This window comes from Kouleothrix sp. (assembly GCF_046328425.1).
In the GTDB taxonomy this organism is placed as follows: domain Bacteria; phylum Chloroflexota; class Chloroflexia; order Chloroflexales; family Roseiflexaceae; genus Kouleothrix.
Genome location: NZ_JAXLWP010000008.1, coordinates 33558 through 56195 on the forward strand (window position 1 = coordinate 33558; position 22638 = coordinate 56195).

Annotated in this window: 20 protein-coding genes and 1 pseudogene; 9 read left to right on the plus strand and 12 right to left on the minus strand. The window is 65.6% G+C overall.

The features are described from left to right. Positions 1–43 precede the first annotated feature (43 nt). From U0177_RS08715 to U0177_RS08725, 3 genes are all read left to right on the plus strand, one after another. A complete protein-coding gene (locus U0177_RS08715; protein ID WP_409570224.1) occupies positions 44–1498 on the plus strand; it encodes a sensor histidine kinase in 1455 nt (484 codons plus the stop codon). Between the two features lie 208 nt (positions 1499–1706). Further along, on the plus strand, positions 1707–2105 hold the full coding sequence (locus U0177_RS08720) for a response regulator (protein ID WP_409570225.1): 399 nt from the start codon (positions 1707–1709) through the stop codon (positions 2103–2105). Between the two features lie 114 nt (positions 2106–2219). Next, on the plus strand, positions 2220–3011 hold the full coding sequence (locus tag U0177_RS08725; protein WP_409570226.1) for a response regulator transcription factor: 792 nt from the start codon (positions 2220–2222) through the stop codon (positions 3009–3011). An 8-nt stretch (positions 3012–3019) separates the two neighbouring features. Here U0177_RS08725 and U0177_RS08730 read toward each other — a convergent pair whose 3' ends face one another. From U0177_RS08730 to U0177_RS08745, 4 genes are all read right to left on the minus strand, one after another. Continuing rightward, on the minus strand, positions 3020–3442 hold the full coding sequence (locus tag U0177_RS08730) for a hypothetical protein (RefSeq protein ID WP_409570227.1): 423 nt from the start codon (positions 3440–3442) through the stop codon (positions 3020–3022). A 79-nt stretch (positions 3443–3521) separates the two neighbouring features. Continuing rightward, a complete protein-coding gene (locus tag U0177_RS08735) occupies positions 3522–3965 on the minus strand; it encodes a hypothetical protein (protein ID WP_409570228.1) in 444 nt (147 codons plus the stop codon). Positions 3966–3979: 14 nt separating this feature from the next. Continuing rightward, the gene (locus tag U0177_RS08740; protein WP_409570229.1) at positions 3980–4207 is read right to left on the minus strand and encodes an ATP-binding protein; all 228 of its coding nucleotides are present in this window, start codon (positions 4205–4207) and stop codon (positions 3980–3982) included. Positions 4208–4382: 175 nt separating this feature from the next. Further along, entirely contained in the window at positions 4383–5774 is a 1392-nt protein-coding gene (locus U0177_RS08745) for a multicopper oxidase domain-containing protein (RefSeq protein WP_409570230.1), read from the minus strand. Positions 5775–6073: 299 nt separating this feature from the next. Here U0177_RS08745 and U0177_RS08750 point away from each other — a divergent pair, with 299 nt between their 5' ends. The 5 genes from U0177_RS08750 (at position 6074) to U0177_RS08770 (ending at position 11877) form a co-directional block, all read left to right on the plus strand. Beyond that, on the plus strand, positions 6074–6748 hold the full coding sequence (locus tag U0177_RS08750; RefSeq protein ID WP_409570231.1) for a Crp/Fnr family transcriptional regulator: 675 nt from the start codon (positions 6074–6076) through the stop codon (positions 6746–6748). Positions 6749–6911: 163 nt separating this feature from the next. Then, on the plus strand, positions 6912–8261 hold the full coding sequence (locus U0177_RS08755) for a general stress protein (RefSeq protein WP_409570232.1): 1350 nt from the start codon (positions 6912–6914) through the stop codon (positions 8259–8261). Between the two features lie 300 nt (positions 8262–8561). Next, positions 8562–8888: a luciferase family protein gene (locus U0177_RS08760; protein WP_409570233.1), complete on the plus strand. Its 327-nt coding sequence runs from the start codon at positions 8562–8564 to the stop codon at positions 8886–8888. Positions 8889–8975: 87 nt separating this feature from the next. Further along, complete coding sequence (murJ, locus tag U0177_RS08765) at positions 8976–10517, plus strand: murein biosynthesis integral membrane protein MurJ (protein WP_409570234.1); 1542 nt, start codon at positions 8976–8978, stop codon at positions 10515–10517. Positions 10518–10587: 70 nt separating this feature from the next. After that, the gene (locus U0177_RS08770) at positions 10588–11877 is read left to right on the plus strand and encodes an FAD-dependent oxidoreductase (RefSeq protein WP_409570235.1); all 1290 of its coding nucleotides are present in this window, start codon (positions 10588–10590) and stop codon (positions 11875–11877) included. Here the strand turns inward: U0177_RS08770 and U0177_RS08775 are convergent. The 8 genes and pseudogenes from U0177_RS08775 to U0177_RS08810 all read right to left on the minus strand — a co-directional run bounded on the left by U0177_RS08775 (position 11874) and on the right by U0177_RS08810 (position 21990). Further along, entirely contained in the window at positions 11874–12920 is a 1047-nt protein-coding gene (locus U0177_RS08775; RefSeq protein ID WP_409570236.1) for a dienelactone hydrolase family protein, read from the minus strand. The two genes, U0177_RS08770 and U0177_RS08775, sit on opposite strands and share 4 nt — an antisense overlap. A 206-nt stretch (positions 12921–13126) precedes the next feature. After that, positions 13127–14053 carry a 1-phosphofructokinase gene (pfkB, locus tag U0177_RS08780; RefSeq protein ID WP_409570237.1) on the minus strand — a complete coding sequence of 309 codons (927 nt, stop codon included), beginning with the start codon at positions 14051–14053 and terminating at the stop codon, positions 13127–13129. Beyond that, a complete protein-coding gene (locus U0177_RS08785) occupies positions 14050–15789 on the minus strand; it encodes a zinc-binding dehydrogenase (RefSeq protein WP_409570238.1) in 1740 nt (579 codons plus the stop codon). The genes pfkB and U0177_RS08785 overlap by 4 nt, the downstream gene beginning before the upstream one ends. Before the next feature lie 3 nt (positions 15790–15792). Further along, entirely contained in the window at positions 15793–17817 is a 2025-nt protein-coding gene (gene ptsP, locus U0177_RS08790) for a phosphoenolpyruvate--protein phosphotransferase (protein WP_409570239.1), read from the minus strand. Positions 17818–17980: 163 nt separating this feature from the next. Then, positions 17981–18424 carry a PTS sugar transporter subunit IIA gene (locus tag U0177_RS08795; protein WP_409570240.1) on the minus strand — a complete coding sequence of 148 codons (444 nt, stop codon included), beginning with the start codon at positions 18422–18424 and terminating at the stop codon, positions 17981–17983. 4 nt (positions 18425–18428) lie between these two features. Further along, on the minus strand, positions 18429–18752 hold the full coding sequence (locus U0177_RS08800) for a PTS lactose transporter subunit IIB (protein ID WP_409570241.1): 324 nt from the start codon (positions 18750–18752) through the stop codon (positions 18429–18431). Positions 18753–18904: 152 nt separating this feature from the next. Beyond that, positions 18905–19945 (minus strand): annotated as a pseudogene (gene mtlA / locus U0177_RS08805) (mannitol-specific PTS transporter subunit IIC); the annotation flags it as partial. 506 nt (positions 19946–20451) lie between these two features. Then, positions 20452–21990, minus strand: a complete 1539-nt coding sequence (locus U0177_RS08810; RefSeq protein WP_409570242.1) for a BglG family transcription antiterminator — start codon at positions 21988–21990, stop codon at positions 20452–20454. 343 nt (positions 21991–22333) lie between these two features. Here U0177_RS08810 and U0177_RS08815 point away from each other — a divergent pair, with 343 nt between their 5' ends. After that, on the plus strand, positions 22334–22561 hold the full coding sequence (locus tag U0177_RS08815; protein ID WP_409570243.1) for a hypothetical protein: 228 nt from the start codon (positions 22334–22336) through the stop codon (positions 22559–22561). Positions 22562–22638: the final 77 nt, after the last annotated feature.

The window sequence follows — 22638 nt, forward strand, 5'->3', positions numbered from 1 at the left end:
AATCACGAATACTTCCGACAACAATAGGTTGAGGATCGACAACATGTCTAACCCCGCAGCGCCTAACAAACCCAGCAGCGGGCGTGTTCGCGTTTTCCTGCGCCGGTATGCGCGGCAGCGGCGCGCGCGCGCGCTCGAACAGCGCGTAGCCGAGCTTCAGGCGCAGCTCGCCGCTGCGCGCGCGCATCAAACGGCAGGGTTCAGCCAGCGGCTCGACACGCTGCTGGCGATCAGCTCGGCGCTGTTGATCACGCACGAGGTCGACGCGATTCTGCAGCTGGTGGTGCACCAGGCGCTGGCGCTGTTTCCCGGCGCGAGCAACGCGCTGCTGTTTTTGAACGACGCGGCCGGGCAGGCGCTCGAGCTACGCGCCGTGAGCGAGGGCAGCCTGGGGCAGCTGCGCATCAGCGCCGGCCAGGCCGTCAGCGGCCGCGCTTTTCTGTCGCCGCGCGCTATGCTGCTGGTTGGCCCCGAGCTCGAAATAGCGCTCGACGAGCTGGATGCGGAGCAGCAGGCTGAGTATATGCGCCTGATCGCGCCCTGGCCGCCGCTGAGCGCGCTGGTGGCGCCGCTACGGATCGAGGGGCGCCGGCTCGGCTCGCTGGCGATCTACGCCGGCACCGACGCTCACCTGTTTCTGCCACGCGATCTGCCATTCGTGCAGGCGCTGGCCGACCTTGCGGCGGTGGCGATCGCCGAAACGCACGAGCGCGAGCGCGCGGCGCTGCTGCAATCGGAGCTGCAGCAGACCGAGACGCGCCACGCCGAGACACAGGCGCGGCTCGACGCGACCCAGGCGCAGCTGCTGCAAAGCGCCAAGCTGGCAGCGGTGGGCGAGCTCAGCGCATCGGTGGCGCACGAGATCAACAACCCGCTCTACGCAGCGCGCAATAGCCTATTTCTGCTCGAACAAGATCTGCCCTCCGGCACGCCGCAGCGCGAATTCCTCGACATCGCGCAGGCCGAGCTGGCGCGCATCGCCGGGATCATCACGCGCATGCGCGATTTCTACCGCCCCAGCCGCGCCGAGCTCGAGCCGACACACATCAACGATGTGCTACGCAGCACGATTGAGCTGGTGCAAACATACCTGCGCCACGAGCATGTGACGGTGCAGGCCAATTTATCGAGCTACCTGCCGCTGATCGAAGCGCACCCCGACCAAATGCGCCAGGTGTTTCTCAACCTGATGCTCAATGCCTGCGACGCCATGCCCGGCGGCGGTACGCTCAGCGTGACGACGCGCTTCGTGTCGTCGAAGGACGGGCACGCCGGGATGATCGAAACCCGCGTGATCGACACCGGCCATGGCATTGCCACCGAGCACCTCGCGCACCTGTTCGAGCCGTTCTATACCACCAAACCACAAGGCACCGGCCTGGGCCTGGCGATCAGCGCGCACATCATCAACCAGCACGGCGGCTGTATCGCGGTCGATAGCGCCGTGGGCGCGGGCACAACATTCACCATTGTGCTGCCGGCACAGCCGCCGGCCTGATCGGCACAACCTCGGCGCGCGGGCAGGCGCCAGCCCCATGCTTCACCACCCGGCGCCTGAGCGCATCCTGATGCGCGGCGTCGTACTCTACCCCGGTTGCTAAATCACCACAAATTGTTGCTAACTCTTTTCTGCTTTGGATGTGCTTCTTGATAGCATACAGCATAAGAAGTGGCCTCGGAACAATGAGCCGGAAGGTGGAACGCCGATGCGGCCTTCGCACATTCTGATCGTCGACAACGACCCGGCGGCTGCTATGGTGACACAGCATGGGTTGCAGCGGCTGTTTGTCTCCGATGCTGAGGTTGAGATCGCGGCATCGCCACTGCAGGCCTGGGCGCGCTGCCAGGATACTCCTGTTGATCTGGTAGTCGTCGACCCAAGCACCGAAAATAGCCCCGCCAATGCGCTGGTGAAGGATCTTCACGCCTTCTACCCCGAGATCCCCGTGGTGGTGCTCACCGCCTACGACACGCCGCGCCTGCGCAGCCAGATGCGCTCGCTAGGCGTGCGCCACTACCTCGCCAAGCCAGTCGAGCTGCAAGACCTGGGCATATCCGCGCGCGTCGCCCTGAGCGAACATCTAGCCTCCGCCGGCAACGTTTGACACGATCTGCAACGAATGCTAGGATTGGCGCTACGCGATTTCACAGCCGCGCGTGCAGCGGCTGCCGTGGTGGGCGCTCTCACTCCCAGCATACACTGGCCGGAGGAGTTTCGCATGACCCAGGCTGCGCATATTTTGGTGGTCGACGACGAGTCGTCGATCCGGCTTACGCTCGCCGCACTGCTCAAGCGCGCGGGCTACGATGTGACGCCCGCCGAGAATGGCGCCGAGGCGGTAACGCTACTCGAGCGCCAGATGTTCGACCTGATGCTGGTGGATCTCAAGATGCCCGGCATGGATGGCATGCAGGTGGTGACTGCCGCGCGCAAGCGCCAGCCCGATATCGCGATCATTGTGCTGACGGGCCACGGCTCGCTTGACACGGCCGTTGAGGGGTTGCACCAGGGTATTTTCGACTACCTGCTAAAAACCACCGAGCCGGTGCAGGTGATCGAGCGCGTGAAGGCCGGCCTGGCGATGCGCAACCAGCGGCTGCGCGAGCGCACCCTGCTCGATGTGGTTGGCGCGGCGGTGCAAGAGCTGCGCAGCACGCAATCGGCTAGCCCGACCGAGCCAGCCGGGCCAAGCGAGCGGGCGATCACCGTCGGCGCGCTGCACCTCGATACCTGGCGCCAGGAGGCCAGCCTGGGCGGCCGCACGCTGGCGCTGACGCCCACCGAATTTCGGGTGCTGCTGTGCCTGGCCGAGCACGCCGGCACAATGCTCTCGTACGCGCACCTGGTGCGCTGCGCCCAGGGCTACGAGACCGACGAGATGGAGGCGGGCGAGCTGATCAAGCCGCACATCCACCACCTGCGCCAGAAGCTCGAGCCTGATCCGTCGACGCCGCGCTATATTCTGAATGTGCGCGGCAAGGGCTACCTGCTTTCGCCAGTAGGCGAGTAGCGCACCGATCACGCGCCTACCGCAAACGGCCGGATGCGCGGCCAGGCATGGCGCAGAAACAGCGCCGCCGCCGCCAGATACAGCGCGCCAACCAGCAGCAGCAGCCAGCGCAGCCAGCCGGCCGTAGCGGCAAACACGCTTTGCAGTACGCCCAAGCTCACGCCTATGTTGATCGCCGCATAGCATCCCCACACCGGTCGCTCGTCGCCGCGCTCGCCCTGCGCGAGCCGTGGCAGGATCCAGAACGCGACCCCGCAGGCGAGCTGCACCGTCCAACCCACCAGCAGCACGTGGATGTGTGCTGAGCGCAAGGCCCACAGCCCGGGCAGCAGCGGCACGCCTTTGGTGGATAGCACCAGCCCGCCGAATGTGTAGCCAATCGCCAGCCACACCAGTGCGGTGCGAACCATGAGCTGGCTGAGTCGTGGCATATTTCCTCGCTATAGCTGTGCTTTGCTTGCACTACGAGAGCTAGCAAAGCGTGCTTTTCCCGGGCTCGCGAGCCGCGCGCTATTGCTGCGGGCGCGGCGAGCTTGGGCGGCCCTTCACGCGCGGCCAGATCGCCGCGACAAACGACCAGATCCCCAGCACCTGCAGCAGCGCCGCCGGCGCCAGCATCCAGCCGAGCCATGGCTGCGGCTGCCAGGCGTGCAGCGGCTCGAACACCGCGCGCAGCAGCAGCCCGGCGTTGAGCGCGCCATAGGTAAACCAGCCAAGCCGCTCGTCGCCGCGCGGGCGCTCGCGCGAGTAGGGCGGAAACATCCACAGCGACACGCCGCAGATCAGCTGGGTGATCCAGCCGACCATCAGCAGGTGGTAGAACACGGGCATGAGCGCGGCAATGCGGCCGTCGATCTCGAGCGCCTGGTTGAAGAGGATCAGCGCGCCGACCATGAAAGCGCACACCAGGTAGATCAGCGCGGTGCGGATGAAAAAGCGGGCCTGCGGGTACATAGCTCTACCACGGGCTAGCTGCCGGGGGCGAAGGCCACGGTGAATGGCCGGCCGATCGCGCCCTCAGGGCAGTACGATTCACAAACCTCGCAGAAGCTGCAGTCGGCCGGCCGCACGATGGTGGCTTTGTTGGCATGTACCTCGACTGCGCTGGTTGGGCAAAGCTGCGCGCACAGGCCGCAGCCAGTGCAGCGCTGCAGATCAATGATCGGCAGCACCCAGCCTGGTGTCGATGCGCTCATCGGCGGTGTCCTTTCACTGCGAGGGCGGCTGTATCTTACCGCAATTTGGCCGATCTGTGTGAGGGCCTGAACGTGCTGATCAGGGACGAAAGGCGAGAAAGGCGAACGACGAGCATGTGTGGCGTGAGGCCTTTCGCTATTCGTCGCTCGCCTTTCGTGACGCAGATCGGCTGCGCTATTTCTTCGGGTCGCCGTCGCCCGACTGGAACAGCCCCAGCGCACCGCGGCCGACGAAGTTGAACGCGTGGGTCACCATGGGGTACAGGCCGTCTTCGGCGGTGGTGAACTCGACGATTGCGCCCTGAGCCGGCGCCAGATCAACCGCTTGCGCGCCGTAGTGGCCGGGGTTATCGGCGGTGAGCGTCACGCCTTCTTTGATCACGGTGTTGAAGATTGTGCCAACCACGTGGAACGAGCTGTCGACGCTTGGGCCGGCGTTCAGCACGAACAGCCGCACTTTTTCGCCGGTGCCGATTTTGATCGGGTTGTCCTTGTACTGGTTGGCCACACCGTTGAACACGACATAATCGGGGGCGGCCGCGCTGGCCGAGGCTTTGGTGAGGCTGGCCGGCTGGCCTTGCGGGCCGAGGTACCACTCGCTTTGCACGATCGCGAATTCTTTATCTACGCGCGGCAGGCCATCCGCAGGCTCGACGATCACCATGCCGTACATGCCGTTGGCGATATGGTGCAGCGCCGGTGCGGTTCCGCAGTGGTACATCCACACGCCGGCATACTCGGCTTTCCACTCGTAGAGCTTTTCTTCGCCGGGGTTGATCGAGGTCATCTCGTCGTTCCAGGCCACCTGGCTGGCGTGGAAGTCGACCGAGTGCGCGAGCTGGTTGGTGGCCGGGTTCTTCAGGTGAATGCGCACCGTGTCGCCGACTTTGACACGGAGCACCGGGCCGGGCACTGTGCCGTTGAACGTCCAGACATGCTGCACAAAGCCTTTGGCGACGGTCATGTCTTTTTCTTCGACCACCAGGTCGATGTCGTGGGTGGCGCCGGCAAGCGCGGCGGGCGCAGCGGCGTCGTAGGGCGTATAGTCCGGGGCATTCGCGTCGGGCTGCACGTCGGTGGTGGGCGGCGGGCCGCCGTGGTCGTCGGCGTTGTGGCCGCCGGCGGTGCTGCCGGCAACCGATATCGTGCCCTTCATGCCCGCGTCGCTGTGGCCGGGCACCGAGCAGATAAAGCTCAGGCCGCTGGCCGGCACGTCGACATCGGTCGACTTGGTTTCTTTGGGGTTGGCCACCAGCTTGGTGCCATTCGGGAAGGTAACATCGTGCGGGATCGCGCCGTCGTTGGTGAACTTGACGGTGTAGCGGCCCGGCTTGGCGATATTCAGCGAGGCCGGCTGGAAGCCCAGGTCGACGGCCTTGATCTCGAGTGCGCCGAGCACATCGCTGGTGGCGGCGGGAGCGGCCGGCGCATTGCTGGCTGGCTGGGCAGCCGGCTGGGTGGGCGCGTCGGCGCGGGCGGCGCGCAGTGGCGTGGTAGCGGGCGTGCCGCCGCAGCTAGCCAACAGTAGCGTGCCAAGCAGTGCGAGCAGTGCGAGCGAGCGTTTCATAAGGCTTCCTCCTTGCCTTCGTTGGGCGGCTGTTCTGCCGCCGCGTCGATAGCTTCAGCTTAGCGAGTAAGCCCTGCCGGGGAAGCGACTTTTGTCGCTTGGCCGTGTGTATGCGCCAGAGTTGTCGAATCTTCACGATCGCCCTGGCGCGCCGGGCAGCTGTTGCTGCGCGAATTGGGTATGGCGCTCACGGCTGCTTGCCGAGGTGCCCGAGGTATCGTTGGGCAACTGCATCAATCGCACGTTATCTATGGTATTCTTACTGCGCTTGGCTATAGGCTCGTAGTTCGGGTGGATCTATGCTCGAAGAACGGATCGCTCAGCTTCGACAGGCCGGCTTTTGCGCGGATCTGCCCATGCCCGCGCTGGCCGCGCTGGCTACGCTGGCCGGGCCTATTCAGCGGCCGGCCGGTACGCTGATCCAGCTCGAAGGCGACACCCCCGAGGCGATGTATGTGGTGGCGCGGGGCCGCGTGAAGATCGCGCGGATTGGCCTGGGCGGGCGCGAGCAGGTGCTGAATGTGATCGGCCCAGGCGGGCACTTCAATACTGTGCCGATGTTCGATGGCGGCCCCTGCCCGGCCAACGCCGAGGCGCTGACCGACGTGACCCTGCTGGCGCTGCCGCGCGATGCCCTGCTGGAGGCGGTCGAGCGCTACCCCAGCATCGCGCTGGCGCTGCTGCGCGATTTCACCGGCAGGCTGCGCCACCTGGTGAACCTCGTCGACGATCTGGCGCTGCATAGCGTGCAGGGCCGCCTGGCCGGGCTGCTGCTCGAGCAGGCCGAGGCAGCCGAGCGCGGCGCGGCGCCCCCGCCGCTGACCCAGGCCGAGATGGCTGCGCGGCTGGGAACCGTGCGCGAGATGATCGGGCGCGCGCTCAAAGTATTTGAGAGCCAGGGGTTGATACGCCTCGATCGCGGCATGATCACGCTGCTCGATCGCGCCGGCCTGGCCGCGCAGCGCGAGACATAAGCCGGGGTGTTCACCCGTGGCACCGATCCTGCTTCACTGCTCCTCCAAGACATCGCAGCCATAGCTGCGAGCGATCAGCGCGCCGCGCCGGCTGCGGCCGGCGCCCGCACCGAAGGCTCTCACACTGCGGTTGAGAGCACGGATCGTCAAGGAGGAAACTTCAATGGCTAAGACAGTTGTTGGTTTGTTCGATACCGCCGCCGAGGCGCAGAATGTGGTACAAAGCCTCGTGAATGGTGGCTTTACGCGCGAAGACATCAGCATCCTGGCAAATAACCGCGATGGCACTACCTCCGACACAGCCGGCAGCGCAACGGCCGAAGGCGCCGGCGCTGGCGCGGTCGGTGGCGGTGTGCTCGGCGGCGTGCTGGGCCTGCTGGTGGGCGTTGGCGCGCTGGCCATCCCAGGGATCGGCCCGGTGCTGGCGGCAGGCCCGCTGGCGGCAGCGCTCGGCGCAGCCGGCGCTAGCACGCTGGTCGGCGCGGGCATCGGCGCGGCGGCTGGCGGCATTATTGGCGCGCTGGTCGGCGCGGGCATTCCCGAGGAGGATGCCGGCTTCTATGCCGAGGGTGTGCGTCGCGGCGGCACGCTGGTGATGGTCAAGAGCTCGGACGAGATGGCGCAGCAGGCCTACGATATCATGACCAGCGCTGGCGCGGTGGACGTCGAGCGGCGCGGCAGCGACTGGCGCTCCAGCGGCTGGACGGGCTTCAACCCCAACGACGACACCACTGGCGATAATGCCTGGGAGCGCAGCAGCAAGGTCGGCACCGCTGGTGGTACGGTTGCGGGTGCGGCCACCGGCGCGGCGATGGGCTCGGTTGGCGGCCCGGTCGGCACGGTTGTCGGCGGCGCGGCCGGCGCAGTGGCCGGCGCGGTGGCTGGCGCTGCGGGCGACACCGCCGGCAAGAAGGCCGAGGAAGGCACCGACACCGACACCAGCTGGAACGAGCGCGCGGTTGGCTCGAGCGGCTCGTCGAGCTGGAACGACGCCGACGCGATCGGCTCGCGGCGCGGCCAGGCCGATTATGATACCGGCGACCGCGCGCGCCAAGTGCGCGACGAGGCCGGCTCGAACTGGCAGGAAAGCAGCAAGGTCGGCACTGTCGGCGGCACGGTTGCGGGCGCTGCTACCGGCGCGGCTATGGGCTCGGTTGGCGGGCCGATCGGCACCGTGGCGGGCGGCCTTGCCGGCGCAGCTGCGGGCGCGGTCACTGGCGCCGTGGGCGACACCGTCGGCGAGAGCGCCGAGGATCGCTTCCGTGGCTACGACAGCGACTTCCGCACGCACTACCAGAGCTATGGCACCAGCAGCGGCTACTCATACGACCAGTACCTGCCGGTGTATCGCTACGGCTACAACCTGGCCAACGACCCGGCCTACCAGGGCCGCGACTGGGGCACGATCGAGAGCGATGCGCGCACGCGCTGGGAAGAGCGCAACCCCGGCACCTGGGATCGCTTCAAGGACTCGGTGCGCTACGCCTGGGACAAGGCGCGCAGCAAGATCTAGTACCACATCCGAACTTTGGCTATGCGAAGGCCTGCCCGGCTTTGCCGGGCAGGCCTTCGCATAGCCAGAGTGTAACGGTACGCAATTGAGCCTGCGGCAGCATGACTTGTTCACCTCTGACGAAGGCTGAGCGCGCCAGCTGCGTAAGCCCTAAACCGTCAAAGCAATCGTAGCCACAGGCGCGGCGAGCTGCTATTCAGCTCGCCGCGCCGTGCTGTTCCTGTCCCTTTGAACAGCTTGCCCTGGTACGCGAACAGTTTATGATAAAACCGTTCGGCGATACGAGTACGAGGGCTACGTATGGAGACAATTGCCACAACGATCGAGCGCACGCTGCTGGCGTGGCCAGGCGTCAGCGCGCAGCCACACCGCTTTGGCGGGGTCGAGTTTCACGTCAACAACCACGAGATCGGGCACCTGCACGGCAGCTACCTGGCCGATCTGCCATTCCCGCGCAAAATCCGCGACGAGCTGGTTGCCGCTGGCCGCGCGCAGGCGCACCACATCCTGCCCGACACCGGCTGGGTCAGCTACTTCATTCGTGGCGGCGACGACCTCGCGCCGGTGCTGGCGCTGTTTCGCCTGAACTACGAGCGCCTGGTTGCCGGGCGGCCGGCGGCCACGTAGCAGGCTGCTGTACGAGCGCGCTACGAGCGCAGCAAGACCTGCCGCGTAGAATACCGCCAACACGCATATATACACAGGAGGCAAGCGATGGCTCTTGCGTTAGGCGGGCAGGCGGTTCACCAGCCTGGCGGCGACACCCCAAACATGGTGCTGGGCGGCTACACCGCCCTGGCCGAGAGCGCCTGGATGGGCGCGGCACAGGCCAGCGATGTGCTCGAGAGCGTGCGCGCTGCGCCGGCAGGCGCTGCCCGCCGGCCAGTGCTGCCGCGCCTGCCGCGCCTGCGGCTGGCCGGGCTGCTGACGCGCGAGTTCAGCATTGCCGAAGCGACCTTTATTCTCATGGCCTCGTTCTTTGTCTCGGCGGCACTGGGCGCGGTGCGGCAGGTGCTGTTCAACGCCGCGTTTGGCGCGGGCGCCGAGGCCAGCGCCTACTATGCGGCGTTTCGCCTGCCCGACACGCTATTCAGCCTGATCGCCGGCGGGGCGCTTTCGAGCGCCATGATCCCGGTGCTGCTCCGCACAATCCAGCAGGATGGCGCCGAAGCCGGCTGGCGGCTCACCAGCCAGGTGCTTTCGGCCCTGCTGCTGGTGTTCGCGGCGGTGGTGGCCGTCGGCGAAGTCTTCACGCCATTCTTTGTGACCAACCTGCTCGCGCCGGGCTTCGACACGCCCACCAGCAGCTTGACGATTGCGCTCACGCGGGTGATGCTGCTGCAGCCATTGATCCTGGCGATCGGCAGCGTTGCCACGGCCGTGCTGAACAGCCGCAACCAGTTCCTGCTCACCGCGCTGTCGGTCGCGAGCCACAATATCACGCTGATCGCCGGCATTGTGGCGGCGCGCTTCATCCCGAGCCTGGGGATCTATGGTCCAACGCTGGGTGTGGTGGCCGGCGCAGTGCTGCAGGTGCTGATCCTGCTGCCTGGGCTAGGCCAGCGCGGCAGCGGCCTGCGACTGCGGCTCGACCTGGCCGACCAGCGGCTGCGCGAGGTGCTGCGGCTGCTTATACCCAACGGCCTCTCGGTAGGCGTGAACTACGCCGGTTTCATCCTCGATACCGCGTTTGCCTCCAAAGCGCCCGAGCTGGCCGGTCTGCCGGCCATTCAGAACGCCTGGCTGCTCGTAGGGCTGCCGATCGCGCTGCTTGGCCAGGCGGTAGGCCAGTCGGCGTTTCCGCGATTGGCCGGGCACGCCGCCGCCGGCGAATGGCTGCCCATGCGCCGCACGCTGCTGCGATCGCTTGGCGCGGTGGTGGCGCTGGCCATCCCGGCTCTGCTGGCGCTGATAGCGCTCGGCCGCACCGTCGTTCGCATTCTGTTCGAGCGCGGTAAGTTCGACGCCGCCGCCGGCACGCTGACGTACCAGGTGCTCGTGGTCTACGCGGTCGCGCTGCCGTTCTATGTGGCCACCGAGGTGATAACCCGCGGCCTGATTGCGCTCGATGATACCCGGACGCCGCTTGCGACGAACGCCCTGCAGATCGCCGGCCGCTGGCTGCTGCTCGCGCTGCTGGTCGGCCAGATCGGCGTTATCGCAATTCCGGCGGCCTTTGCGATTACCGCCTCGGCCGAGACGCTGATCCTCGGCACAGTGCTGCTGCTGAAGCTGCGCCGGCGCGTTCGCGGCTAGCGCGCGCGCTTGCGAAACCGGCGCGGTACAGGGTATCATGGCGCCGGGAGCAGTGTTGTGAGAAGGATCTATGCACATACTAATCGTTGGCGCCGGGCTGGCTGGCCTGGCGTGCGCGCGCATGCTGGCGCGCTGGAAGATTGACATAACAATTTTCGAGGCATCCGATGGCGTGGGCGGGCGCGTACGCAGCGATTACGCCGACGGCTACACCTTCGACCGGGGCTTCCAGGTGCTGTTCGACGCTTACCCCGCTGCGCTGCGCCAGCTCGATCTGGCCGCGCTTGATTTGCGGGCCTTCGACCCTGGCGCGATCATCTGCCTGCCTGGGCGGCGCGTGGTGCTGACCGACCCGCTGCGCGATCCGGCGTGGCGCGATCGGCTGGCGGCGGCAGTGACGCCGGCGATCTCGCCGCTCGATAAGCTGCGCACGCTGCGGCTTGCGACAAGCCTGCGCGGGCAGACGATCGACGAGATGCTGGACGGCTCCGATCAGCCGAGCTACGAGTTTCTGCGCGAGTGTGGCTTCAGCGATGCTACGATCGACCTGTTCTTCCGCCCGTTCTACGGTGGCGTGCTGTTCGACCGCGCACTCGCCACAAGCGCCAAATGCCTCAAGTTCGACTTCAAGATGCTGGCCGATGGCCGCGCCTGCCTGCCGGCCGGCGGCATGGGCGCAATCAGCGCGCAGCTGGCCGCTCCGCTGCTTGCCGCCGGCCGCGTGCTGCTGAACACGCCGGCGACGGCGCTGCTACGCGATGGCGAGCGGGTCGTTGGTGTAAGGTTACATAATGGAGAAGAGCTACGCGCCGACGCAGTGGTGCTGGCGACGCCCGCGCCCGAGGCAGCACGGCTGAGCGGCTTGCCAATGCCTTCGCAGGCGCGTGGCACCATCGCGCTCTACTATGCCGGCGACCAGCCGCTGTACGCGGGCGCCAAGCTGCTGCTGAACCCCGCGCCCGACGCGTTTGTGAACAATGCGCAGCTGCTGACGAACGTGGCGCCTTCGTATGCGCCGCCCGGCAAGCACCTATTGGGCGCGACAGTGATCGGCGTGCCCGACCTGAGCGACCACGAGCTGTTCCGGCGCGGCCTGCGCGATCTGCACGCAATGGTTGAAGGTGACATAACGGCGCAGGCCGCGCTAGCAGGCTACCAGCCGCTCCGGCTCTACCGCATCCCTTTCGCGCAGTTTGGCCAGGCGCCCGGCAGCCACCCCGGCCTGCCCGACAACCGCAGCGGCCAGGCCGGGCTGTACTTCGCCGCCGAGTTCACCGAGGCCAGCAGCCTGAACGCCGCGATGATCAGCGGCGAGAAGTGCGCCGCAGCGCTGGCCGAAGACCTGGTGGGTCGTGCCTAGGCTTTGAGATACTTCTCGAACCAGGCCAGCGTGTCTTTCCAGGCCGCTGCTGCCGCGTCCTGGTTATAGTTTGGGCCGGTGTCGTTGTTGAAGGCGTGGTTGGCGCCGTCGTACACACGCTTCTCGTAGGTCTTGCCGGCGCTCTCCATAGCCCGCTCGAGCGCCGGGATCGTGCTGTTGACGCGCTGGTCGTTGCCGCCGTACTGGCCGAGAATCGCCGCGTTGGTCGCAGCCATCTGGCTGGCCGGGTCGGGTGTGACGCCGTAGTAGCACACTGCCGCCGCGATGGTTGGGTTGGCTGCGGCCAGGCGCAGAGTGTATGCGCCGCCAAAGCAGAAGCCTACCACGCCATGTTTACCCGACATAATGTCGGGCTGCTGATCGAGAAAGGCGACTGCCGCATTAAGATCGGCCACCAGCTCGTCGGGCTTTGCGTTGGCAAAAAAGGCTTGGATCTGGCTGCCCAGCTTGGCCGTGCCGCCCGCGCGCGAGGCCAGGTCTGGCGCGATGGCGATATAGCCGGCTTTTGCGACGCGGCGGGCTACGTCGCGGATGTGGTCGGTCAGGCCGCGATTCTCGTGGATCACCACTACGCCTGGGTAGCTGCCGGCGGCGCTTGGGCGCGCCAGGTAGCTGCTCAGTGGCGCATCGCCGGGTATGCGTACCTCCTCGGCGCGCACTGCCGGGTCGTCGGCGGCTACGGCGAGTGGCGCAGAGCTGTTAGGCGCTGGTTGGGAAGTGGCGGCGGGGTGGCTGGTTGGCGCGCTCGACGTAGCTGGCGTGGGGTTTGCCGTGGGCGCGGTTGTGGGCGCCGTAGCGCCATTGGTAGGCGCAGGCAGGGGCGTGGCCGCACCGCGGGCATCGCCGCAGGCAGCAAGCAGCGCTGCGGCGGCGGCAGCCCCGCCGCAGATCCCGAGCACGCGGCGCAACATCTCGCGGCGCGTCATCAGCCCTTCTTGGTAGTCTTCATACATTTCTTCGCCTAGGTAGCGCTGCATCTGGCTCAGCTGCGCTACGGCGACCTCGCGGCGGCTGCGGGGCATGATTCTCCTCCTTCTACGTATGTGCGCGGTTTTTCCACGCAGAGCTTGGAAAAACCGCGCACCGATGCGTAAGTTCTACGATTATAGCCTGCGCAGCCGTGCTCAGAATGAGAGCCTGGTAAGAGTTTCATTCAAAGCAACATTAGTGATGTAATGTTGCTTTAGAACAAAGAACCAGGGTTTGAGCGTACTCAAACCCTGGTTCTTTAGTCTAGCTGATCGATTGCGACCTGCGCCGCAAGCCGCGTCACTTCGTCGCGCGTACCGACTGCGGTGCCATCGTGGGCGGCCGTAGCAGCGCCACAAGCCACCGCCCAGCGCAGCACCTCGGCAGGTGTCTGGCCCTGGCTGAGCCCCCACACCAAGCCACCTACCAGCGAGTCGCCTGCGCCGATCGGATTGCGCTGCTCGATCGGTGGAGGTGTAGCTAGCCACCCGCGCCCGCCCGTCACCAGCAGCGCCCCGGCGGCGCCAAGTGACACAACTACCTGCTCGATCCCATCCAGCGCCCGCGCCGCCGCCAGCGCCTCGGCCGGGGTGTTCACTGGCCGCCCGGTGAGCTGGCTGGCCTCGTAGCCGTTGGGCTTGACCAAGAATGGCCGTGCGGCGCAGCTCACCTGTAGCGCTTCACCGCTAGTGTCCAGTAATACCTGGCCGTTCAGTTCCTTTATTATGTCGATTAAATCTGCATAAAAGCTGGGTGGCAGCCCGGGCGGCAGACTACCCGCCAGAACCCACCAATCGCCTGGGCGGGCCAAAGTGCGAACCCGTTCAACCAGGGCTGCCCGCTCGGCATCCGCGATCGTCGGCCCAGGCTCGTTGACCTTGATATGGCGCGCATGGTCGTGTGGAACGATGCTGATGTTGGTACGCGTCTCGCCAGCGATCGCAACAAAGTCTGGCGTAATTCCAATCGCCTCAAGTCCCTCGCGCAGAGTATCGCCGGTGCGCCCGCCCGCGAACCCAAGCGCGACGCTGGGTGTGCCAAGCGCGGCGAGCATCCGCGATACGTTGAAGCCTTTGCCACCACAGTCGATCCGCGAGCTGGTTGCGCGCAGCACCTCGTCGTACTCCAGCGCAGGCACGGTCAGCTCGCGGTCAAGCGCCGGGTTCAGCGTGACAGTGTAGATCATGGTTTCCAGAAGCGCTCAATCAGGGCCTGCTCGGCCTCGGCAGTCCATTGGTCATTCGGACCAAGCTTGGCCGCCACGTCGGGAAAGCGCTCTTTCAGCTCCGGCAGACCAATCAAAGGCAGTCCGCTCGCCTGTGGGAAAACCACCACCTTACCGGGGTAGCGCCCTTCCATCAGCGCGCGGAGCGCCTCCTGCGCCGCCTCCATCCCGCCAATTGCGGCGACTGAGCGGTTCGGCGAAAGCGCGCCGGCGATGGTCTTGTCGATCACCAGCTGCTGGTCGCTCAGGCGCGAGCCCGAAGTGCCGGTGAATTGCGCATTATGTAAATAAACATTGCTCACATTTAGCGGCGCGTAGGTGCCATTGGGCACGCCTGCGAACAGTACCAGCATCCCGCTTGGCCCCAGCACGGCGGCGGCCTCGGCCATGAGCGCAGCCGAGGGAACGCTGACGATCACATCGTCGGCGCCTTCTCCATCTGTCTCGCGCATCACCAGCTCGCGCAGCGAATTACCGGGCTGTGCGGTATTCGCAATCACCAGGCGCCGGTCGCGCTCCTCGGCCAATCCAGCGAACATGCGCTCCAGCGTGGCCAGCCGGGCGTCGTTCACATCAGTGGCAATCACCGTGCGCGGGCCGTTGGGCAGCTCGATCGCGCGCTGGACGTGCATCTGGCCCATCGGGCCACCCGCGCCGACAAATACCGCCACACCGCCAGGCTGTAGCTCGGCGCGGTTGCGGGCCTCGCCATAGCTGGCGGCGATATCGGGCCCCGGGCTGCCGACATAGGCGGTGTAATCGTAGTGCAGCCGCCCCACGTCGATCAGCGGGTTGCCATCCAGCGGTGCCTGCCCAACCAAGTTGAAGGTGCCGCGCCGCGCGATCAGCTTAGCCGCCGCGGCAACCTGCTCGGCTGAATGCGGATCGAGCACCACAACGTCGTCGAAGCCTCGCCCGCCGGTAAGCTCTTCGCTCAGCGCCGAGTAGTCGCTCGGGCTGAGGCCATCGCGAATCTCGACCCGCGCGGTTGTCTCGCGCTCGACCAGCGCGCGCAGGTGCGCTGGCACGTCGGTGAGAATGATCGTCGCAGGCGCGTTAAGCCCGTCAGAGAAGGTGTAGACGGTTGGATCGTTCTTGTGCCCGACGATCCACATTGCCCCGCCCACCTTTGGCGTTAGGCGCCGGCGCTGGGTGTAGGCACCTTCCACGCAGGCCCATGGCTCGGTCAGCGCGGTCTCGGCGTAGCCCAGGCCCTCAGCGACCGGCAGCACATACGCGCCGTCGTCGGCGCTGAGGACTTCTGGGCCGATCAGGTGGAACTGGATTAGGCCGCCGGGGATGGTGTAGCCGTAGGCGGTGCTCTTGCCCTGCTGATAGATGTCCGGCTGCATTGCTAGGCGCTGGCCGGGGCTGTACTGGCCGCGCAAGTTCTTGCCGACGCGAAGCACCGTCAGGGCAGCCTCGTGGCCCAGGCGCGTCGGCTCGGTCGCCAGATCGCGGTTGTACAGCTTGGGATGCTTGCCGCCCTGCTGGATCAGCTTCACGTCGGAGAAGCACATCCCGACGGCGTCAACGCGCACCAGCAGCTGGTCGTCGCCCGGCTCGGGCACCGGCGCCTGCTCGGGCCTGCCGTCTCGGCCGACGCTCTCGACGCCTGGGCCATACATATTCCACGTCAGCGCCGTGTCGGAGACTGGCGCATCGGGCGACTGGTAGAGATCAAATGCTTTTGGCATGGGTCATTCTCCTGCGCGCACCTCGGCGGCAGTAGCGCACTGGAGCGCCTGCCGGGCACGCTCCTGACACTGCGCGAGCGTCAGCGTGCGGATCTGTGCTTTTACAAGCGGGATATCTTTGATCGCGATGCTCAGCTCGTCGACACCCAAACCTACCAGGATGGGCACCGCCTGCGGTTTTGAGCCGAGATTGCCGCATACGCCAACCCACTTGCCGGCCGCGTGCGCGCCCTCGACTGTCTTGGCGATCAGCCGCAGCACCGCCGGGTGCAGGTCGTCGGCCTGGCTTGCCAGCGTTGGGTGCATGCGATCCATCGCTAGGGTATACTGAGTCAGGTCGTTGGTGCCGATCGAGAAGAAGTCGGCCTCGCGCGCCAGCACGTCGGCCATTAGCGCGGCCGAGGGCACCTCGATCATGATGCCAACCTCGACGGGCGGCGCGCCTAGCTCGGCGCGTAGCTGCTCGACGATCGCGCGAGCCGTGCGCAGCTCGCCAATGTCCGCGACCATCGGGAACATGATCCGCAGCTTGCCGAACGAGGCCGCGCGTAGAATGGCGCGCAGCTGCGTTCGAAACAGATCAGGGTGCTCCAGGCACAGGCGCAGGCCGCGTACACCGAGAAACGGGTTGTCTTCGCGCGGTAGATCGAGGTAGGCTACCTCTTTATCGCCGCCGATGTCGAGCGTGCGGATGATCACCGGCTGGCCACCAAATGCTTTGGCGACGTCGCGGTAGATCGCGAACTGCTCCTCCTCGGTTGGCTCGGTCACGCGCTTGGGATCGAGAAAGATCACCTCGGTGCGGAACAGCCCGACTCCCTCTGCGCCACCTTCCACCGCCGGGCCGGCCTCGTCGGCGCCGCCAATATTGGCGACAATCTCGACACGGTGGCCGTCGGCGGTGACCGCCGGCTCGGCCGCCGAGCGAGCAGCGTCGGCGCGCTGCTGCTGCTGGCGCCGCTGAGCCGCCCGTGCATCGGCGATCAGATCAGCGCTGGGGCTAACGGTTAGCATGCCGGTTCCACCGTCGAGGATCACCTGCGTACCAGCGGCCAGTTCCAGCACGCCGGCGCCTGCGCTGACAATGGCAGGCAGGCCCAACGCGCGCGCCAGGATGGCTGTGTGGGCGTTGGGGCCGCCCACGGCGGTGCAGAAACCAAGCACGCGCTGCGGATCGAGCGCTACCGTCTCCGAGGGCGTGAGGTCGTTGGCCACGACGATCACCGACTCGTCGGGGAGCGCGGGCGCCGCATCTCCGGCGCCGGTCAGCAGCCGCAGCACCCGGGCGCCAACATCGCGAATGTCGGCGGCTCGCTCGGCCAGCAGCGCGTCGGAAAGTTCGGCCAGCTCAGCCGCATGCTCGGCGGTGGCGATCTGCCAGGCCTCGGCTGCGCTGCGCCCGTCGGCGATCGCTGCGCGCACCGCGTCGATCAGGCCGGGGTCGGAAAGAATCTCGTGGTGAACCTGGAAGATCGCAGCCTCGCTGGCGTCGGCACGCTGTGCTACCTCGGCGTGGAGCGTATTCAGCTGGTGCTGCGCCGCTTCCAGGGCGCTCTGCAGGCGCGCGTGCTCCTTGTCGACTCCGGCAAAGCGCTCGCGCACCTCGACATAGATGCGCTCGAACCGGAAGACCGGGCCGATTGCGATCCCGGGCGCGCCGGCGATGCCCTGGATCACGGCGCCAGCCCCTGCCGGTTGTTGGTGCGCCGGCGCGGTCGGGGCGGGTACTGCTGGTGTGATCGCAGCATGCTCGCCAGCATCTGGCCCCTCGCCGAGGCCATCACGCACCGCGGCCACGATCGCCGCCGCAGCATGCTCCTCGTCGTCGCCGCTGACATCGACGACGATCTGCTCGCCACGCCGGACCCCAAGAGTCAGCACCGAGATCAAGCTCTTGGCATTGACCTGCTTCTCGCCGTGGCGGATCTTGATCGTCGACCGGAACTGCTTGGCGAGATCGACAAACGCGCGGGCCGGGCGGGCGTGCAGCCCAGTGGCGTTGTGGATCACGAGATTGAGCTGTTGCATAACACACTTCCTTGTGGCACCGCCAGCAGCATTGAGGTAGCCTGGCCTTGTATCTTTCAACTAGCAACAAAGACGTGAAGACTCGAAGCGCTGATGACATTTCGAAGCCTTCGCGCCTTTGTGGCAAGGCCTCATCACAGCGGTATCTGAAATGCTATTGGCCCTAGGCCTCAGCCTCGCGGGCGCGGCCAAGCCTCTCGACGATCTGCTCGGCGTCGGTGGTCTGTGCCAGCGCCGCAGCCGCGTCCTCATCCTCGATCACTTCGGCTAGGTTGGCCAGCACTCCAACATGCTCGTCGGCATTCGCCGCAATTCCGATCACCAGGTACGCCATCTCGCCAGGCTCCCACTCGACACCATTCGGCAGCTGTAGCACCGAGATGCCGGTGCAATGCACCTCGCCCAAGTTCTCGTGCTGCCCATGCGGGATGGCCACGCCATTGCCAATATAGGTCGACATCGTCTGCTCGCGCGCCAGCATGCCCTGTACATACGCCGGGGCAACGCAGCCGGCGCCAACAAGCAGATCGCCAGCCTGGCGAATCGCATCCTGCTTATCGCTGGCGGTGGCGCCAAGCCGCACTGTCTGAAGCGAAATGATCGACATAGCCTTACATCCCCTCCCCAATCTCGCCACCGGTTTTGAGCACATTCACCAGGCGGTCGAACACCGGGTCGTTCAGGAACTGTGAGAACGCGATCACCACTGCGCCAGGTGCTTGCTCGCGCGCGAGCTTGGCCAGCCCCTTGTGAGCCACCACAACCTTCGCGTTGGGCGGCACTGCACGTACGGGCTTATGAATAACATTTACGCTGATATTAGCCTGCTTCAACTTCTTCTTGAGCGCGTTGACACCCATCAAGCTAGAGCCGATCCCGGCCTCGCAAGCGAAGATAATCGTGTCGACGTTCGCCGCAGATATCGATGCTGCCATTGCTGGCTCCTTTCACAGGGTATCGCATGGCCACAGATTACACAGATTACGCAGATTAACCAGATCGAGCTTTCCGATACCGAATACAATCTGTGCAATCTGCGTAATCTGTGGATGATTCGGCACTAGGCTGGCACAACCGCGGGGTCAACCTCGGTTATTTCCTCGCCATCCTCGCTCGCGGCGGGGAGTGGGAACAGCCGCAGGATGGCGGTTCCGGCGATGAACGACGCGACAATCCCGATCAGTACGCCGCCCAGCACTGGGATGTACTCGCCGCGCGGGATCACCGCCAGGTATGCGAAGATCGAGCCAGGGGCTGGGGTGGCAACGACGCCGGCGCCAGTGATGACGAACCAGAGGTCGGCCAGAATGCCGCCGGCCCACATCGCGATAATCATGACCGGGTGCGCCAGGATGTAGGGGAAGTAGATTTCGTGGATGCCGCCCAGGAAATGGATGATCGCCGCGCCAGGGGCCGACAGCTTCAGGTTGCCCTTGCCGGCGAACCAGTAGGCCAGCAGCAGGCCCAGGCCTGGCCCTGGGTTGCTTTCGAGCATGAAGTGGATCGCCTTGCCGCTCTTGGCAACTTCGGCCACACCCAGCGGGGCGAGAATACCATGGTTGATCGCATTATTGAGAAACAGCACCTTGGCCGGCTCGATAATGATGTCGGCCACTGGCAGCAGCCGCGAGGCGATCAGGAAGTCCACACCCGCACCCAGCACGTTGCTGAATGCTTGCACCACCGGGCCGATGATCACATTGGCGATCAGCACCAGGGCAACCACCAGGAAGCCAGCCGAGAAGTTGTTGATCAGCAGCTCAAAGCCGACCGGGATCTTGTCTTCAAGAAATTCGTCGATTTTCTTCATCAGGTAGCCGCCGACTGGGCCCATGATCATCGCACCGAGAAACATCGGGATGTCCGCGCCGACGATTACGCCCATAGTGGCTGCCGCGCCGACGACACCGCCACGCTGGTCGTAGATCAGCTTGCCGCCAGTGTAGCCGATCAGAATCGGTAGCAGGTAGTTGATCATCGGGCCGACGAGCTTGGCGAAACCTTCGTTAGGTATCCATCCAACCGGGATAAACAGGGCTGTGATCAAGCCCCATGCGATAAATGCGCCGATATTCGGCACCACCATTGCTGCCAAGAAGCTGCCGAAGCTTTGGACTCGCTGTCGCATGTTGGGTTTCTCCTTTGAAATCGTTGTGGATCAATCGCCGTTGATAAACCATGGGCGCAGGAATCCGGCGCGGCGACGTCCCGGGTCGTCGCGCGCTGGAGCCAGCGCTCCCGCAGGATCAGCCATCTCTATGTCGCGTGCTTTTAGGCACGCGTCAGCTAGGCCCGCACACCAGCGGCGCCCTGAGAGCCGAGCAGCACCACCCCCGCCAAGCGGGCAAGCGGCCTATCGTCGATGGCTGATATAAACTTAGGTAGTGAGTAGCTTGTGCGTGCAATGGTACATTTGGTATATAGCTTTGTCAAGCCTTAAAGAACACTTTATTGATCTCTTTTTTACAATCTTCATTGTGGCAAAATTGAACTATTTTAGGACTTAGGCAGTTGGCGCGCTCAGCCTTCGGCAGAGCGGTACTATGCTCCGTATCGTGTGCGGTTTTTCCGCGCTCCGCGCGGAAAAACCGCACACAGAAGGATCAAGTGCGTAACTCCTACATGTGCTAACGCTCAGGCCATCCACTGTGTCAGCGCGGCGATATCGTCGGGCCGTAGCATCGGGTGTACGTGTATGATGTCGACCAAGGCCGGCTCAGGCAGCACCAGGGGCACCGTCGTGATGATCAGGTCGGCCCCGGCCGCGCGCGCAGCGGTCAGCTCGCGCATTGGGAGCACCTCAAAAGTCCCAAGACGCGGGAAACGCGCCCGCAGCCGCGCCACCAGCAGCTGGGTAGTGGCCATCCCGCTGGGGCATACTACCAGCACATGTCGCGACTGCTCAGGCCGCGCGCGCACCACCGCCGCGCGCAGCAGCAGCACCAGCTCGTCGATCGTGTCGGGCGGCAGGCCCGCGCCGCTGGCACGCTCAATTTCCTCGGCCAGCTGCGCGGCGACAGCCCGCTCGTCGGCGTAGCGCTCGGTGTGAATATCGGCGATGGTTTTGGGTGGCGCCCACAGGCGGAAGCGCTGGCGCACACACGCGGGTGGAATTAAGGCTTCAAGCCCATCACGCAGCAGCTGGTCGCGCGTCAGCTCAGGCGCCGCGTAGGCCGCGGCAATGTGCGCCTGAAGCTGGTCGACCAGCGTGCCGGTCGCCGCCGTTCGGTCGCCCGGCCAGGGCTCGTCGCGCGCGCTCGTAAGCAGCAGCAGCGCCAGCTGCGCGGTCTCAGCGGCGCGCTGCCCCTCGGGTAGATCGGGCCACAGCCGCGCGCAGTGTCGCGCGGCCGTCGGCCAGGCGGCCTGCGATTGGATCCAGCCGAGCGCTTCGTCATCCCAACCAACATACTGGCGCACCCGCACGCGCTGAGCCTGTATCGCCAGGCCCAGCGCCAGCGGTGCGACCGCCTCGTCCGAGAAGCGCCCGCCAAGATCGGCCTCGGCCAGCGCAATCAGCTCGTAGGCGGCCGCCATATCCAACTCGCGCACCAGCGCGCTTGCCTGGCCGACGATTGGCAGCAGCCCAGCGTCGTGCGCGAGCACAAACACCAGCCCGCGGTCGGCGGCGACGCTCATAATTGGCGCGTCGAATGGTACGTCGCCCCACAGCAGCGCCGCCAATGCCTGGCGCTTGGCCAGCTCGTCGCCCTCGGCCCAGCAGCCGCGGTGCTGGCGGCGCGCGATCGCTAGATCAAAGCGTGCCAGGCATCGCTCGATTACGTCGAGATCCTTGAGCACGGTAGTGCGCGCGACCGCAAGGCTCTGCTGAAGCTCGGCGAGCGTGAGCGGCTGTATGGCTGTCAGCAGCGCCAGCGCCAGCAGCTGCTGGCGCTGCTCGGTGGTGAGTACCAGCTGGAAGCGCGCCTGGGCCGCCAGGTCGGCCAGTAGCCGCTGGCGCTGCTCGGGCGAGCAGATCACCTGCACCCCGACCCCTGGGGCGTGGCGCAATGTAGCGTGGCGCCGGTTGAGCCACGATTTGATCTCGCGCAAGCCATAGTGGACTTGCCACGGAGACAGGTGGAGCTGCCGGCCAAGCGCTGCGGCGCCCACCGGCCGTTCGGCGGCGAGCAGGAGCCGTAGGAGATCGCGCTGCGCGGTCGTCATCGACAACATCGGCCTCACTGCATTAGGCACCAAAACGCCGTGCCCACACGCTACGCAGCTGAACACGCAGCGTGCACTACCCAGCGTCCGAACGCCGTAACGTTCCAACGTGCAAGTAGCTGGTGGAAGATAGTGAGTGATAGTGGTGTTATACTATGGCCGGTTTACCGCATTGTCAAGCCAAAAAACACGCTTGATTAGTTTGGTTTCCGCGAGCGGACATGTAACAAAAGTATACTATTACCCTACGACCCTGCTATTAAAGCCTTTGCTACGGCGCTAGAGCCTTGACAAGCCCCGCGCGCTTCGCTACTATGCCAGCGGAACCAGGCAAACAAAGGAGCACACGTATATGAAGCCAACTCGAGTGCTGCTGGGCGCGCTGCTGCTCGGCGCCACACTGGCGGCCTGCGATGTCAGCCCGAGCGCGCCGGCGGGCGGCACTGCCTCGCCTAGCCAGCCGACCGCGGCCAGCCAGCCGGGGCAGGCGCCCGCCACGCCATACCCGGCGCCCGCCGACGCGGGCTACCCCGCGCCAAACGCCGATGGCACCTATCCAGCGCCAACAAGCGCGCCATAGCGGTTGCGTGCGCAGCCTGATAATGGTATACTAACGGTCGCACGAGACGGATTTCGCCGAAAAGTGGGGTATCCCCA